The 14531-nt window shown below is 48.1% G+C and carries 19 protein-coding genes and 4 pseudogenes; 8 read left to right on the plus strand and 15 right to left on the minus strand.

Annotated features, from left to right (window positions below):
- Positions 1-54: 54 nt before the first annotated feature.
- Both HEN33_RS22140 and HEN33_RS22145 read right to left on the minus strand, forming a co-directional pair.
- Positions 55-831 (minus strand): annotated as a pseudogene (locus HEN33_RS22140) (DNA-methyltransferase); the annotation flags it as partial.
- A 150-nt stretch (positions 832-981) separates the two neighbouring features.
- On the minus strand, positions 982-1185 hold the full coding sequence (locus HEN33_RS22145; protein WP_000917724.1) for a hypothetical protein: 204 nt from the start codon (positions 1183-1185) through the stop codon (positions 982-984).
- Between the two features lie 270 nt (positions 1186-1455).
- Here HEN33_RS22145 and HEN33_RS22150 point away from each other — a divergent pair, with 270 nt between their 5' ends.
- Positions 1456-1902: a hypothetical protein gene (locus HEN33_RS22150; RefSeq protein ID WP_001038608.1), complete on the plus strand. Its 447-nt coding sequence runs from the start codon at positions 1456-1458 to the stop codon at positions 1900-1902.
- Between the two features lie 84 nt (positions 1903-1986).
- Here HEN33_RS22150 and HEN33_RS22155 read toward each other — a convergent pair whose 3' ends face one another.
- From HEN33_RS22155 to HEN33_RS22210, 12 genes are read right to left on the minus strand one after another with little or no spacing between them, the layout of a single operon-like run.
- Positions 1987-2352, minus strand: a complete 366-nt coding sequence (locus HEN33_RS22155; protein ID WP_001204819.1) for an antiterminator Q family protein — start codon at positions 2350-2352, stop codon at positions 1987-1989.
- 17 nt (positions 2353-2369) lie between these two features.
- Positions 2370-3359 carry a DUF968 domain-containing protein gene (locus HEN33_RS22160; protein WP_001360050.1) on the minus strand — a complete coding sequence of 330 codons (990 nt, stop codon included), beginning with the start codon at positions 3357-3359 and terminating at the stop codon, positions 2370-2372.
- Between the two features lie 7 nt (positions 3360-3366).
- Positions 3367-4209, minus strand: a complete 843-nt coding sequence (locus tag HEN33_RS22165; protein WP_069354058.1) for a KilA-N domain-containing protein — start codon at positions 4207-4209, stop codon at positions 3367-3369.
- Positions 4210-4228: 19 nt separating this feature from the next.
- A complete protein-coding gene (locus HEN33_RS22170) occupies positions 4229-4618 on the minus strand; it encodes a RusA family crossover junction endodeoxyribonuclease (RefSeq protein ID WP_000767113.1) in 390 nt (129 codons plus the stop codon).
- Positions 4615-4941, minus strand: coding sequence for a LexA family protein (locus HEN33_RS22175; protein ID WP_000210164.1), 327 nt, complete (start codon positions 4939-4941; stop codon positions 4615-4617). Before HEN33_RS22175 ends, HEN33_RS22170 begins: the two co-directional genes overlap by 4 nt.
- Positions 4938-5591, minus strand: a complete 654-nt coding sequence (locus HEN33_RS22180; RefSeq protein ID WP_001522181.1) for a phage N-6-adenine-methyltransferase — start codon at positions 5589-5591, stop codon at positions 4938-4940. The genes HEN33_RS22175 and HEN33_RS22180 overlap by 4 nt, the downstream gene beginning before the upstream one ends.
- A complete protein-coding gene (locus tag HEN33_RS22185; RefSeq protein ID WP_021576994.1) occupies positions 5591-6085 on the minus strand; it encodes a PerC family transcriptional regulator in 495 nt (164 codons plus the stop codon). The genes HEN33_RS22180 and HEN33_RS22185 overlap by 1 nt, the downstream gene beginning before the upstream one ends.
- A complete protein-coding gene (locus HEN33_RS22190) occupies positions 6082-6900 on the minus strand; it encodes a helix-turn-helix domain-containing protein (RefSeq protein WP_021522644.1) in 819 nt (272 codons plus the stop codon). Before HEN33_RS22190 ends, HEN33_RS22185 begins: the two co-directional genes overlap by 4 nt.
- The gene (locus HEN33_RS22195; RefSeq protein WP_000620700.1) at positions 6897-7121 is read right to left on the minus strand and encodes a hypothetical protein; all 225 of its coding nucleotides are present in this window, start codon (positions 7119-7121) and stop codon (positions 6897-6899) included. The genes HEN33_RS22190 and HEN33_RS22195 overlap by 4 nt, the downstream gene beginning before the upstream one ends.
- A complete protein-coding gene (locus HEN33_RS22200) occupies positions 7118-8269 on the minus strand; it encodes a Rha family phage regulatory protein (RefSeq protein WP_063815048.1) in 1152 nt (383 codons plus the stop codon). Before HEN33_RS22200 ends, HEN33_RS22195 begins: the two co-directional genes overlap by 4 nt.
- Complete coding sequence (gene ymfL / locus HEN33_RS22205) at positions 8266-8817, minus strand: protein YmfL (protein WP_000515860.1); 552 nt, start codon at positions 8815-8817, stop codon at positions 8266-8268. The genes HEN33_RS22200 and ymfL overlap by 4 nt, the downstream gene beginning before the upstream one ends.
- Complete coding sequence (locus HEN33_RS22210; protein ID WP_001557924.1) at positions 8810-9070, minus strand: helix-turn-helix domain-containing protein; 261 nt, start codon at positions 9068-9070, stop codon at positions 8810-8812. The genes ymfL and HEN33_RS22210 overlap by 8 nt, the downstream gene beginning before the upstream one ends.
- Positions 9071-9167: 97 nt before the next feature.
- Between HEN33_RS22210 and HEN33_RS22215 the strand changes: the two genes are divergently transcribed.
- The 7 genes and pseudogenes from HEN33_RS22215 to HEN33_RS26505 form a co-directional block, all read left to right on the plus strand.
- Positions 9168-9860: an XRE family transcriptional regulator gene (locus HEN33_RS22215; RefSeq protein ID WP_001311077.1), complete on the plus strand. Its 693-nt coding sequence runs from the start codon at positions 9168-9170 to the stop codon at positions 9858-9860.
- 722 nt (positions 9861-10582) lie between these two features.
- Positions 10583-10945 (plus strand): protein YfdP, encoded by a 363-nt coding sequence (yfdP, locus tag HEN33_RS22220; protein WP_000135680.1) that lies wholly within the window; start codon positions 10583-10585, stop codon positions 10943-10945.
- Between the two features lie 65 nt (positions 10946-11010).
- Positions 11011-11835: a YfdQ family protein gene (locus HEN33_RS22225; protein WP_000081297.1), complete on the plus strand. Its 825-nt coding sequence runs from the start codon at positions 11011-11013 to the stop codon at positions 11833-11835.
- Positions 11836-11962: 127 nt separating this feature from the next.
- Positions 11963-12499 carry a 5'-deoxynucleotidase gene (gene yfdR / locus HEN33_RS22230; RefSeq protein ID WP_000008209.1) on the plus strand — a complete coding sequence of 179 codons (537 nt, stop codon included), beginning with the start codon at positions 11963-11965 and terminating at the stop codon, positions 12497-12499.
- Positions 12490-12852, plus strand: coding sequence for a hypothetical protein (locus HEN33_RS22235; protein ID WP_063815049.1), 363 nt, complete (start codon positions 12490-12492; stop codon positions 12850-12852). Before yfdR ends, HEN33_RS22235 begins: the two co-directional genes overlap by 10 nt.
- Positions 12852-12977 (plus strand): annotated as a pseudogene (locus HEN33_RS27150) (hypothetical protein); the annotation flags it as partial. The gene HEN33_RS22235 and the pseudogene HEN33_RS27150, both read left to right, overlap by 1 nt.
- Before the next feature lie 414 nt (positions 12978-13391).
- Positions 13392-13631, plus strand: a pseudogene (locus HEN33_RS26505) (DUF551 domain-containing protein); the annotation flags it as partial.
- Positions 13632-14107: 476 nt separating this feature from the next.
- On the opposite strand, the pseudogene HEN33_RS22245 reads toward HEN33_RS26505, so the two are convergent.
- Positions 14108-14531, minus strand: a pseudogene (locus HEN33_RS22245) (hypothetical protein); the annotation flags it as partial.

Below are 14531 nucleotides of genomic sequence, written 5' to 3' on the forward strand. Positions count from 1 at the left end.
TGTTTACCTCTTTCTCAGGGAGTTTAGTCTCCAGGATTCCCGGGGCGGTTCAGAGAAATAGCGCCGGAGAGATTTAAACTCATCCAGCAATTCAGAATATTTGCGATTCAGTGAATCATAAGATGCCACCAGCTGGTGGTGTGGTTGTTCCAGTTGTTGTTCCTGAAACTTCTCTGCCGCTATACGGGAAAACAGTGCCTGTAACTTCCGATAGTCAGCCTCATTCGGCAACTGCCACTGACTGGCACCAAACCAGTGGGAAACCATATTTTTCTTACCTGTGGCTTCGGCAATTTGTTTTGCCGTTATACCCAGTTCGGCACGAGCATCCCTGAAATACGATATCAGCGGTGCCATTATGTGCTGTTTGAGTTCCCTTTCTTTTGCCGCATAGCCGTCACTTTTGCCGCGATATGGCCCCTGGTAATGTTCAGCAAACAGAACGCGCTCTGTGGCAGGAAAATATGCGCGCAGACTTTCTTTATTACACCCATTCCAACGTCCGGACGGCTTCGCCCAGATGATATGGTTAAGCACGTTGAAACGTTCACGCATCATGATCTCAATATCAGATGCCAGGCGATGCCCACAGAACAGGTAAAGGCTTCCGGCAGGTTTTAACACCCGCCAGAACTGGGCCAGACAGTGGTCCAGCCACTTAAGGTAATCTTCGTCCCCTTTCCACTGATTGTCCCAGCCGTTGGGTTTCACCTTGAAGTACGGCGGATCGGTAACAATCAGGTCAATGGAATCATCAGGTAGGGACTGAATAAAATGCAGGCAATCAGAGTTGATTAAATCAACACTGTTTATTTTTACAGTATTTTTCATGGATCAGTAAGCGTAACTCTGGTAGGCTCACTCTGCTTTTGCGCTAAAGCAGTGGGCCGTGGTTCGCTTGTGACCAGTAAGCATGAGCGAATGGCTGGCAGGTGCTACCAACACCCACCAGCCGCCCATTTTCACAGCAGGAAACCGCCATTACTGGCAGCGTCTGAATTTATTCCCGTACCCGCCGTTATCCTTCGCCAGACCCGCCAGAACTAACTGAGTCAGTATTAACTGGCACCGGGCTTCGCTTACTCCGGTAGTTCTCGTCATCATGCGTGGCGTTACCCACTTGTCAGCAGGTAAGAAATGAAGGACTGCTGCGGCGGTTTCTGTCATATCTTGCTGTTTTAGCATGTCTTTTTCCCTTCTGGTTAACATGACATACCAATAACTCTTGTCTAAAAAGCCAGCAAGATAAAAAGTCAGTATTCACGACCACCAGCGTGTTTACTGTACTGCACCAGGTTTACAGGTACAAAAAAACCGCTCAGCGGCGGGTTTAAGTTGTGTGGCGAAGTAACCACTCTTAACAGCATATTTGATTTTTTACGATTGTAAACGGTTGATTATTCATCTCCAATAAAAATAATTGTGTGGGTATGCCCTTAACAATGGATAAGAAACATGAATAAAATGACTGTATTATTACTTAGCGCAACTATCATTTCAGGTTGTACTTCTTCCGTACCATTGATAAAGAAAACTCAATCAGGAAAACCTGAGGGGGTTTATCAAAATACGACAAAAGATAAAGTCAAAGATGCCCTTGTGAATTACTGCAATAGTAGAGGGTTGATAATTTACAACGCGGATAACAGCAGTGTTATATGTGGTAAAGAACTGGAAGGCGGGTCTGCTGTTTTTGGACAAATGTTAATCGGCAATGCCTATTCAACAACCCCGGTATCAAAAGTCAGATTTACTATCGCTCAAGTTAATAACGATACAAAAGTGTGGGCCGATATGTGGATGGAAACTCAAATGGCAATGGGGCAAGTACAACAAATGGCTATAACAGACAACGCAAGCAAAAACACTATCCAACAACGTCTTGATGAATTAAAACCTTAAGTAAATTAATTAAATAAAATGGGGAGAATAAATCGACTCCCCACACATTAAACTGATTCAATTACCCCCTCAATAAGAGGTCTTCTAACGATCCATCTCTAGCTCAATTTCTAACATCATTAACATGCCATCAACTACACCTTCAGCCTTTTGCAATAAACGCCCAACCCAGCAATCAGAACGCCCATGTTTACGGGCAAGCGCCATAAACGTCATACCACCTACATAATAATCCACTAATAAATCGTGCAAATCGCTGTTGTTCTTTTTCAGGCGAGCCATGCATCCACAAATGATCATCGCGTCATCGTCACAACATTGCGGGCGGGATTTTACTTTTGAAGGGATTAGTCCTTTAAATCCTGCAGCAATAGACGACCAAGTGACATCCTCGTGATTATTTGCCACCCATGCCCCCCAACGTTCAAGAACCATTTGAATATCACGCATCAACTTTCTCCACAAAATCAGGCCAGCACGCCAATTGCCAGCGCACGATCGATAAAACGAAATATCAGCTCCAGCTGGGAGCCATACTTCTCTTCAAATGCCACGGTATCCGCATGCAGCTCGTCGTGATGCTTTCTGCACAAAGGCAACACAAAAAGGTCATGCGCTTTTGTTCCCATTCCACCCTGACCGTGACCTATCAGGTGGTGGGGATCATCAGCGGGCTTTCCACAACATGCACACGGCTGTGTCTTAACCCAGCGCGTGTACTTTTCATTAACCCAGCGGCGACGTTTTGGGCGTAACATAAAAGACTCCGGCGACTCCGGATCCACTTTCAGCGCCAGCACCTTTTTCGCCTTATCCTGGATGATGCTGGTGGCAGGAACCGAAGGCACAAGGTCACTTTCCCGGGTAACAGACGGCACAACAGGCTTCGGTAATCTCAGTGCCTTACGGGCTGCACTTTCCGGTAAGGCATCCGCCAGATCATTACGAATCAGCCACCAGCACAGTTCCGGCATTGTCACAACGTGACTGTCATCAAAACCGAGATCCCGACGCACAACAGACAACACCCAGCGGGCACAGTTATCCGTTGCCATTGATTCCAGCCGTTCCGTGAACTGATCGCGCAGCTGGTTATCGCAGTGCCAGCACAGACGGATTGCACCCGGAGCGTGTCGCATTGTGGTCATGTTCTCGCTGTGCCAGTCGGAATGAGGCCACTGGCAGCCTTTTTCACGAAGTAACCAGCTTTCAAGACATTCCACGCCACCAGCACGACGGATCACTGCCTCATTGCGGAACACGGCCCGAACGGCAGGATCATCCGCCAGCGGTTGTGATGCCGCCGGAACGGCACCACTGGCGAAAGATGAATAACGCTCCGGCTCAGGCTCCAGCAGGACACGCCCCTGCATAAACAGGGGCATCAGCTCTGAACCTGGCCTGAACAATACGATCCCCATACGCGGGGCAATTTCAGGGGTCAGTAGTGCTCTCACGGTCACCTCAATGAACGGTATCGAGCAGCTTTAACAGCTCAGGGAATCGGGATTCGAAGAAATGCGGCTGCGTCTCGCGCGGATTTGCGGGACTGGTGATGTTCTTGCCGAACATGCAACCTTTCGCTGTCAACGACCAGAATTTTTTGATGTTGTTAATCGCGGTACGGCTGTATCGTTCGCGCTGCTCGACGATCCCCAGTTTCACCATCTGGTGATATGCCTGATTAGCCGTCAGGCGTATACCATACTGTTTCAGCAGTGCACTCAGTGACAGTGTCGGGCGACTTGAGCCATCGTGTGCATCAGCAGGAGCATCAATGGCATAGCGCGGTGCCAGATTCGGTAAGCCAACAGCCTCCTGAAGTTTCTGACAGGCACCAAGCACTGATGAGTTAGACAGATTTAACTCCCGGCGCATAAAGTCCAGCAGAATCACGCCAGCCTGCATCTTGTCAGCAGCCTGCCCGGATAATTTTTCCGGTGCGCTGGTTACCATGTCGAAAGTGCGGATCACCTTCAGATGGAATGACGGGCTGATCCACATTGCATAGGCATACACCAGTTCCTTACAGACATATGTTCCGCCATTCCGCCCTTCTATTTTACTGACAGGTTTACTACCCAAATTTTGGGTAGTTTCATTGAATGAACCGACACCCAGATTTTGGGTATCGATCAATTCCTGAACCAGCTCAGTAATCTGTTGGCTGGAAAGAAACTTTCCCGGCTCCTTGGTTCTGGCATTTGCACCAGATGCTACAGCTGCGCGATGCAGATCGTTCAGGCTGTAACGTCCATAAGCATCACGACGAACTTCAATACCATCAATGACCATCAGATTATTCATACTTCGTTTCTCCTCTTAATCAGGCGGCTGCACCCGCCGTTTTCTCGTACTTACTGATAGTGATCTCGACCTTCCCTTCCGGGATAACAGGTCCCCACTCCACCAGCATTCTTTTCACCTGACTGTCGTCTTCCCACACACCCGCGTGGGTCAGGGCGTCAAACAGCGCCTTGTTATAGTTGTCCAGATCGCGGATCCGGTTATCCGGAGGAAACAACACGATCTCCACTGAAGCAGGTGCCGACGTTGGTTTTGGCAGACGACGTAACTGCTCAACTATTGCTGCACACGCCGCGCTCTGGAATTTGCGCCCCGCCGCGCTTATCAGGCTCTTACCTGCAAACGCCCCTTTGTTGGGGTGTCGCCAGTACGTGTTCACGCTGGGCGGAAAAGGCAGTATTAGCTTCATACTTTCAGGCCCCTCTCATGTAACCAGTGGGCTGCACGCAGCCTGGCGTTTTCCTCACCGGCAAGCAGTGAGCGGATAATCCCGACCGCCTCGCTGTCGTCGTCCTTCACCGCGGTATGAAGCGTTATCCCCCGTGCCACGCCACGCTTTATCGTGATGACGCCTTTTTTCTCCAGTGCGCGAAGATGCTCCACCGCTGCATTCACTGAACGGTATCCCAGCATGGTTGCCACCTCCTGATTGGTTGGCGGGAAGCCACGTTCTTTCTGGTAAGAAATCAGCATATCCAGCACCTGCTGCTGGCATTGAGTTAACGTCGTCATGCCGCCATCTCCCTGACCAGTTTTTCCGCCTGCTGGCGAACCTGCGCCAGAAACGCCTCACCACATGCCTCAAGTTCATCGCGCCCGATGTAGCTGATTGCCGGTCCCTTCCAGGTCTTGTCGAAAACAGCAATAGCACCAGCGAAGAAAGCGCCTGTCGGCACCTGCTTCTCATCCTTCGGGATAAACCAGGCAGGCAGTTCAAAACCAATACGCCCGCGAATAAAAGCAATATGATCTGCATCTTCCGGCCACCACACTTCGCTGGTGGCAGCTTTGATCAGGAAAACATAGCGCCCGCCTTTATCACGCATGGCACTGGCATGTTTCATGATGTAACGCATGCCGGTGATGTATTGCCCTTCATGCTGACTGGCGCGGCTGTATGGGGGATTACCAAAGGCAGCACCTTTAAGCTCCGCAAGACGTTCTGACCAGTCATGCGCCAGCGCGTTGTCTTCCGCCGTGTAATACGCGGTACATTTGGCGTTATCACCGTCAGTAAACAGATCCAGGACAAACGGGCCAAACAGGGTGTTAATTCCCCAGAAAATGTTATCCGGCGTGCGCCACTGATCGCCCACTTCCTTCAGTTCATGGGCTGGTTTGTTCCGCAGTTCCACCAGCGCCCGGCAATATTTATTACTCATTAAGCCCCCACGTAATTCCCTGACAGATACCACTCTTCACCCGATGCAGCGCGCTTGCTGCTTTTCCGTAAGCACCGCTCACGACGTGCCAGAAAATTGTTTCGTTCTGGCTGGGAGTGGCTTTCACGGAATGCCGCCATCCACACGGTTGCAGCACGACGGTATAAGCCCCTTGACTCCAGTTCTTCCGCCTGGCGGGTCAGGCACAAAATCACCCGTGGATCGTTAGTGCCGACATAGAAATTGCGCACAGGTCTGGTTTCACGAACTGGTTGTGGTTCCGGCTCCTGCGCTCTCTCAGTCAGGCGCGGGAAATGTCTGCGTGTATCTCCTTCACAACGGTGAGCCACACGCCCACTCTGACGTAACTTGCTTGCTGACTGCAGAACGCGCTGCCGTGAGTAACCTGCAAAAGCATCCGCAATGTCTCCGGAAGTACAGCCCGGATGGGCTTCAATGAATTTCTGAACGTCATTCAAAAGACTCATGCTCACCCCCTGAATCCTGCCGGGATCTGGCTGTAGTCCACGTTGTCGTAACTGGCTTTGAAGTACGGGTCCTCGCGTCTGGCTGCAGATATCGCAGGAACTTCCCAGGATTCTTCGAAATGACGATCCGGGCCAAAGAACGTGACAGCCTGTTTCACAAATTGTGTGCCGCTGTTACCCATCGCAGATACCCAGCCCGCGTAGCGTTTCACACCTTCCAGCATGGTTTCGGGTTTTACCCCCTCATTCAAACGTGCTTTCCAGGCTTTGAAGGCTGCAGATTTTGAATTGCCACCAGCACGTTTGGGGTATGCCAGCCATGCCTGCTCAAACTCCGGAGAGTATTCCGGTCGGTTTGAACGAACTCGCACAGACTCATCAGCAGATGCACCAACAGCTATTGGTTCATTGACTGGTTCTTTGACTGGTTCAAAAGAGTGACTGGTTCTGGGTGAATCTCCTGCACCACCCCCTGGTGCAACTCCTGCACTACCTGGTGAATTTGCTGCACCAGATAGTGAATTATTTGCACTACCCCCTAGTGAATCTCCTGCACCATCAAGATGAAGGAGATAGATATTACTTGAGTTACCTTTTTCACCTTTCCGGGTGACTTTTTTTACCAGCCCGGAATCACAAAGGGCCGCAATATGATTCATCACAGAACGTTTGCTAATCTCGCACTGGTCAGCAATATGCTGGTAGCTGGGCCAGCACTCACCCTGATCGCTGGCATTATCAGCCAGCTTGATCAGAACCAGTTTTCGCAATGGATTACCCACTCGAATTTTCATCGCTTTAACCATCAGCTCCATACTCATGCTGCACCTCCGAGATGCTTCATGTTTTTTCCGGAGCAAAAGGCTATAAGCGGCATACTGACGCGGTAATTACGGCCCAGCGGTTCACAAACCACCTTCTGACATTCACGGTCAACCAGGCTAACACGTAGAACATGCCCTGCAGGCGTGGTGTACCACTGACCCGGACGAGGACAACGGAAAGTCTGATTGGTAAAACGTTTGAAAATATTCCGGATCATTTGCGCCCCCTTACCTCTGAAGGGTTCAGCGACAAATTTATGAGGCAGGCCAGCGCCGAAGCATCATTAATATAATCATATAAGCTAACAGCCAGCGGAGATTCGGCTTTTGCCAACATAGGATAAAGCTGCTGCAGCCAGACCTGATGAATTGATGAAATGTAGGAACAGAGAACGCTGGCGTTATGTGCAACGTCGCTCGGTACAGCGGGCTTTGAAAGCTGTTTCTCCATCTGGTTAAAGGCATTGATATATGCCTCTTTGAACTGGGCAGCACGTTTACCCGTGAAACCCATAGCAAGAAACGCAAAGCCGTCGCGGGTTATTTGGTAGCAAGGAAGTTTGCGACCTGTGCAATCAGTGTAATCACTCACCGAAAAATTGCGGGCAGTGAATGATGCTGAGCATTCAAGCGTGCGGATCTTTTTCAGTACATCGTCATGACGTTTGGAGAAGAAGTTGGCAACAGCCAGGGATGAAGTAACAGCCTGACCATCAACGATGGCAATTTCAGGTTGAGTGAGGGTTGGGATCGTAGCCATGATGGCAGCCTCTTTGGTGATTTTTAATAACTCACCACCAAGGCTTTCCACGACCTTATTGGTGGTGAGACGTACAGGGGTGGAAATACCGGTCACCAAAGAACCCGGCCCAACCGAAGTTGGCCCTGCACGCCCCACCATAATTTGGGCGTAATGCTGCTCATGACACAAAAAAACCGCAAGAGCGCGGTTGTGCGCTTTGGTGAATTCCGGGTTTCCACGCCCGGCACCCGTTTTATAAGGTGCCTGAACAGTGTAACGTCCCGGAATGGCAGAATCAATGTGTTGGTGGTCCGTCACACTCAACAAAATCACGCCTGAATTTCCACAAAGGACTAAAGCACTCATGCGGGTAGTCTTTGCGAAGATAGATAACGCGCTGTGTTTCTGGTTCCCAACGAATAACATGAACATAAAGCCCTCTTCCGTCACGAAACCAGCGGTTAAGTTCCTGCACAACTCGCCCCCCACAGTCAGGTAAAGTTCTCTGTGGTTACTTACAGCCAGGTGATTTGGTAATCTGCATTCATGCCGTAACAACAGGTGTTCAGAGACGCTGACCACCAGCTGTTGCGACAAACGGTTATTTGCCGTTAAACTGTTCATGCGTTAGTTTCTCCACAGACACAAAACGCCACGACGCCCGGAGCTGCACACTCGCGGGCGTCACTCTTTTCTGGAGCGCAGAAAATTTTGTAGACCAGTGCCGCATGCTCCTGGAGCTTCGAAATCGACAGATACAACTCATCATTAATTGCTGTCTGCTCGTGTGGCTCCACTACCCCATCTTCGATTGCCGAACGAATCTGCTTTGAGTAACTCCCGATCTGTTCGATGACTTCCAGCAGGCGCTGGTTTATATCGGCGTTCTCTACTTCCTCAATTTCAGGAAGCGATACAAACACCCCACCAGCAGACTGTGCGACAGCATCCGCAATGTAGTGAGTGCCAGCAGCGCGCTGTAAAATCATTGCCCATCCCAGCGGGAAAATCTGATCGCCATCTGCACGAAGGCGGTTGAATAAAGCGTTCTCTGTTACATCCAGCCACTCAGCAGCTTCAGCGTAACCCCCCGGCAACGCCGCGATAGTTTTTCTGACAGCTTTCACGTACCACTCAGGCTGTTTTTCCACTTTCCAGTGATGCTTACCCACGGCTTATCTCCTGTTCCTGTGGTTTAAACCCATTCTGGTTTTGGCTAGATTGAAAACGTGCCGGATAAAGAATCTGCATTTCGCTGATTTCACCCTTAAAAAAATTGGCCAGACGTTCTGCAAGCTCGATAGATGGAATTTGTTCCAGTCTTTCAATACGACTCAGCGTCGCTGGATTGACCTGAACGCCAGCAGCAACATGCTGCAAAGTAAATCCGTGCGCCTTACGCACATTCCGTAATGGTGATTGCATATAACCTCCACATATTGCGTGATGAGCATATTATTTCACGCAAATATTTTGCGCAAGTTGATTTGCTTAACACGCAATAAAGAAATGTAATAAACGCATGAACATAGGAAATCGAGTCAGACAACTTCGCCAAGCGAAGAACATGAAAATCGCCGATCTCGCTGAAGCAATAGGAGTGGATGCGGCAAATATCTCGCGCCTGGAAACAGGTAAGCAGAAACAATTCACTGAACAAGCCCTGAGTAATATTGCCAGGAGCTTAGGTGTTGATATTGCTGATCTCTTTACCTCAGACTTCAAAAGTAATACTGTATGTAAAAACAGTATTAGTGAGGATGTTGCGCAGGTGAAGGATGTATTCCGTATTGAAATGCTGGATGTCAGTGCCAGTGCGGGAAATGGCCTTATCCAGGGCGGTGATGTCATTGATGTGATTCATGCCATTGAATACAGAACTGATAATGCTGTATCGATGTTTGGCGGACGGCCAGCAAATCACATTAAAGTTATCAACGTTCGTGGGGACAGTATGTGTCCAACCATTGAGCCAGGAGATCTCATCTTCGTTGATGTCAGTATCAATCAGTTTGATGGAGATGGTATCTATGTATTTGGTTTTGATGATAAAATTTATGTCAAACGACTGCAAATGATACCTGACAAACTACTGGTGATTTCTGATAACCAGATTTACCGTGAATGGGGAATTACCAGCGAAAATGAACACCGGTTTATGGTCTTTGGAAAGGTCTTAATCAGCCAGTCACAAACCCTTAAGCGACACAATTAACCCTTACCTCCTCATCAATTAGCCACCCGAAGGTGGCTTTTCATTACCCATCAAATTGCATATCTCGCAACAAAAACACTTGCATAATGCGCAACTTCATTTTATCTTTCTTTCCAGACCAACAAACAAGGTACTAACAAAATTTGGTTGTAACACGGCGTATGGCACATGCGTCGTTAGCGGTCTGGGGACGTTAAAGGGGACAATCCACTCCTTGCTCGGGCAAACAAACCAGGTAGCCGGAATGTGCAAGTCAATGATGATGCTGATAAGACGCCTAACCAGCGTGGCGATTCGGTTTGACGCCTGGGAAGAGACCAGGGTGCAACGATGAGGGCATTTATGGAACCGCGACAAAGTGTGGTGCCGTAACTGGCTAAGTGCTCTCAGCGTTGTGGTGAATGCGCAGGCTGATGCGCGAAAGACATTGCAGCTATTGCGGAAAAGAGCTGTTCGGCGGGGCAATTAAATGCCCGTGAGAGTCTGAAATAACCGCAAGCCGGAGATCAGCACCGATCACCACAACAGCCACTGCTTTGGCGGTACCAGTTTGTACACTTGCTTCCGGCTGGTACCGCTCTTTTTACAAAACAGAGAAGAGCATCACCGGACGACGGGCTCATAACCCAATCCATCCGGGCGGCTGCCACCGCAGGTGTTCTTCTCTGTTTTGTGGAGAAACCAACCGGCCTTGCAGGGTCGATATGATGAGGAGCAGCAAAATGGCTAGCGAACGCAGTACTGATGTGCAGGCATTTATCGGGGAGCTGGACGGCGGCGTATTTGAAACCAAAATCGGCGCAGTTCTCAGTGAAGTCGCTTCCGGTGTGATGAACACGAAAACCAAAGGTAAGGTCTCACTCAACCTGGAAATCGAACCATTTGATGAGAACCGTGTGAAAATCAAACACAAACTCTCATATGTTCGCCCGACTAACCGCGGGAAAATTTCCGAAGAAGACACCACCGAAACGCCGATGTATGTCAATCGCGGTGGTCGCCTGACTATTCTGCAGGAAGACCAGGGACAATTACTGACTCTTGCCGGTGAACCTGACGGAAAACTCCGCGCAGCAGGTCATTAATATCGTTCTTAATTAACTGATTATTTATCTCATCACTGAATATCTTTATATAGTGAGGACTTATTATGTCTCAGAACTTAGACGCAACCGCAATTAATCAAATCCATGCCCTTATTTCTGCTCAGGGTGTTAATGAAATTATCAGTAAGATTGGTGCCGATGCTGTGGCATTGCCTGAGAATTTCCGCATTCATGATCTGGAAAAATTTAATTTAAATCGCTTCCGTTTCCGTGGTGCGCTTTCCACTGCCAGCATCGATGACTTTACCCGTTATTCTAAAGATCTTGCAGATGAAGGCACCCGCTGCTTTATCGATGCTGATAATATGCGTGCCGTCAGTGTGCTTAACCTGGGTACTATTGATGAACCAGGTCACGCAGATAACACCGCCACTCTCAAACTGAAAAAGACAGCACCGTTCTCTGCCCTGTTGTCTGTTAACGGCGAGCGTAACTCCCAGAAGTCACTGGCAGAATGGATTGAAGACTGGGCCGACTATCTTGTGGGCTTTGATGCTAATGGTGACACCATTCAGGCAACAAAAGCGGCTGCGGCGGTCCGTAAAATCACGATTGAAGCAAACCAGACCGCTGATTTTGAAGATAATGACTTCAGCGGCAAACGCTCCCTGATGGAGTCTGTCGAAGCGAAGACCAAAGACATTATGCCAGTGGCATTTGAATTTAAATGCGTTCCGTTTGAAGGTCTGAAAGAACGTCCGTTTAAATTACGCCTCAGCATTATCACTGGCGATCGTCCTGTACTGGTTCTGCGCATTATTCAGCTGGAGGCGGTGCAGGAAGAAATGGCTAACGAATTTCGTGATCTGCTTGTTGAGAAATTCAAGGACAGCAAAGTAGAAACCTTTATTGGTACTTTCACCGCCTGATTTCATTACTGCAAATGCCCCTGCGGGGGCATTTATGGAAACGTAATTTACTCAATAATCGCCGGATGGTGAGGGATTCTTTTTACCAGAATTCAGCGCGGTGCAGCGCATATACGTGGAGAACAAAATGTCATTTATCAAAACTTTTTCTGGGAAGCATTTTTATTATGACAGGATAAATAAAGACGACATCGATATTAACGATATCGCGGTTTCCCTTTCAAATATCTGTCGCTTTGCCGGTCATCTTTCGCACTTCTACAGCGTCGCCCAACATGCGGTTCTTTGCAGCCAGCTGGTGCCGCAGGAATTTGCTTTTGAAGCGTTAATGCATGATGCAACAGAAGCGTATTGCCAGGACATTCCCGCACCACTGAAACGCCTTCTTCCTGACTATAAACGGATGGAAGAAAAAATAGACGCCGTAATCCGTGAGAAATACGGGTTACCCCCGGTTATGAGTACACCCGTGAAATATGCCGATCTCATCATGCTGGCAACCGAACGCCGCGATCTCGGGCTTGATGATGGCTCTTTCTGGCCTGTACTGGAAGGCATCCCGGCAACAGAGATGTTCAACGTGATTCCACTGGCACCGGGCCATGCCTACGGGATGTTTATGGAACGTTTTAACGATTTATCGGAGTTACGCAAATGCGCATGAATGTTTTCGAAATGGAAGGGTTTCTTCGCGGGAAATGTGTACCGCGAGATCTGAAAGTGAACGAAACAAATGCTGAGTACCTGGTACGTAAATTCGACGCGCTTGAAGCTAAATGTGCGGCACTGGAAAACAAAATAATACCAGTGTCAACTGAACTGCCACCAGCAAATGAAAGTGTTCTGTTATTTGATGCTAATGGAGAAGGCTGGCTGATTGGCTGGCGTTCTCTCTGGTACACCTGGGGACAAAAAGAAACCGGAGAATGGCAGTGGACATTTCAGGTCGGGGACCTTGAAAACGTCAATATCACTCACTGGGCAGTAGTGCCAAAAGCACCGGAGGCTGGAGCATAATGACCACATTTACCAATAAAGAACTGATTAAAGAAATCAAAGAACGAATCAGCAGCCTAGAGGTTCGAGACGATATTGAGCGCCGTGCTTATGAAATTGCTCTGGCATCGCTAGAAGAGGAGCCGGTGGCGTGGCTGCATTCAGAAAATGGCTTAGGTATTCCGGCAATAACGAGGAGTAAAAACATTGCTGACAGTTGGTTATCAAAGGGCTGGTATGTTCAGCCGCTATATATAGCCAAGCCAGTGCCGGTAGTGCCAGATGCTCGTCCGTCTTTAAATAATGGCATAGTCGGTTTTGATGAAGGCTGGAACGCCTGCCGCGCCGCCATGCTTCATGGTGCCGAACCTGTAAACCAAACTTACAAGTCACCACACACGCAGTTTGAACAAGTTGCTGACCTCTACGAAATGCAATTTGATGACGGTCGCACTTGTGCCTTTCACACTGATGCGCAAAAGGCTGCGCAATGGCTTCAGGTGTGCGACGGAAACAGGGTTCAGGAATACGTTAAGCTGGAACGGCTGCAGAACGCGCTGTCTGGCAACTCTCCGGTAAGTCCAGGTGGTTGGATAAGCTGTAGTGAGCGAATGCCGAATGATAAACAGTATGTTTGGTGTTGGGGGAAGTCTTACGGCTGGACTGAGTGCGATACCTTCGAAGGGTATTACGATTGGTCGAGAAACAAATGGTGGGCAGTTACTGACAATGAGGAAGAACAGGCATCGAAAGTAACCCACTGGATGCCACTACCGGAGCCGCCGCAGGAGGTGAAGTAATGAACAACTTAATGACAACTAAACAAGTCGCCGATTTCTGTGGTGTTTCAGTATCGACAGTTCTTCGCTGGAACAGCGTAAACAGGAGAACTGGTCAGAAATACAGGCCTGACTTTCCAGATCCTGATATTAAATCCTGCCCAAATAAATGGGCATCACACAAGATTTACAGATTTGCGGGAGTGATTGAGTAATATGTATTAGCTTAGATGTGAGCTGACACATCTATGCTTAGATGCCAAACCTAATCTGAGCGTCCACTCTTTACCAAGAGCGGACGTTACCAATGACCATATGACATGAATCGATAAGATCAAAACATTATCGCCAAGAAATGTCATACCATTGATACAAATAAAATTGATTACCCCCTTACTCTTGTTGAAAAGTTAGTCGTAGAGTACCTATCGCAATGTAATCAGCTTTAATCATCTGAAAATTACTCCTTAAAAATTAGCTTTTATATACTGAACAAATTAAATCTCTGTTTCTTTTCCTGCTCGGCTCAACCAATACTCCATTGTTTGAGTATGAATCTTTTCAGCGTATATTTTATCAATTAATTTATCTTGTTTTTCTTTAATGACTTCACGCAGTGAATCATATAACATAAAAAAACGTTCATCATCTTCCTCATTATTACCGTAATTTATTTGATTGAGCTCTGAAAAAATATGATAGTACCTTTTTTTCTTGGTCCCCGGCAATATTAAAACCAAGCCACATTGATCATATTCGAATTCACCTTTATGGGCAGCAAAGTTATGTCTAACATTCATAATAGAATCATGTAAATCTCTATATTTTTCTGGCACATGCTTTCTCTGCAATGTGAATCGACGCCCTTTCGCCTCTGTAAAACACTTACCGTAAGTAACAACTTTTGATATAAACAAAGAC

It is taken from the genome of Escherichia sp. 94.0001, assembly GCF_013369155.2.
Lineage (GTDB): Bacteria > Pseudomonadota > Gammaproteobacteria > Enterobacterales > Enterobacteriaceae > Escherichia > Escherichia coli_F.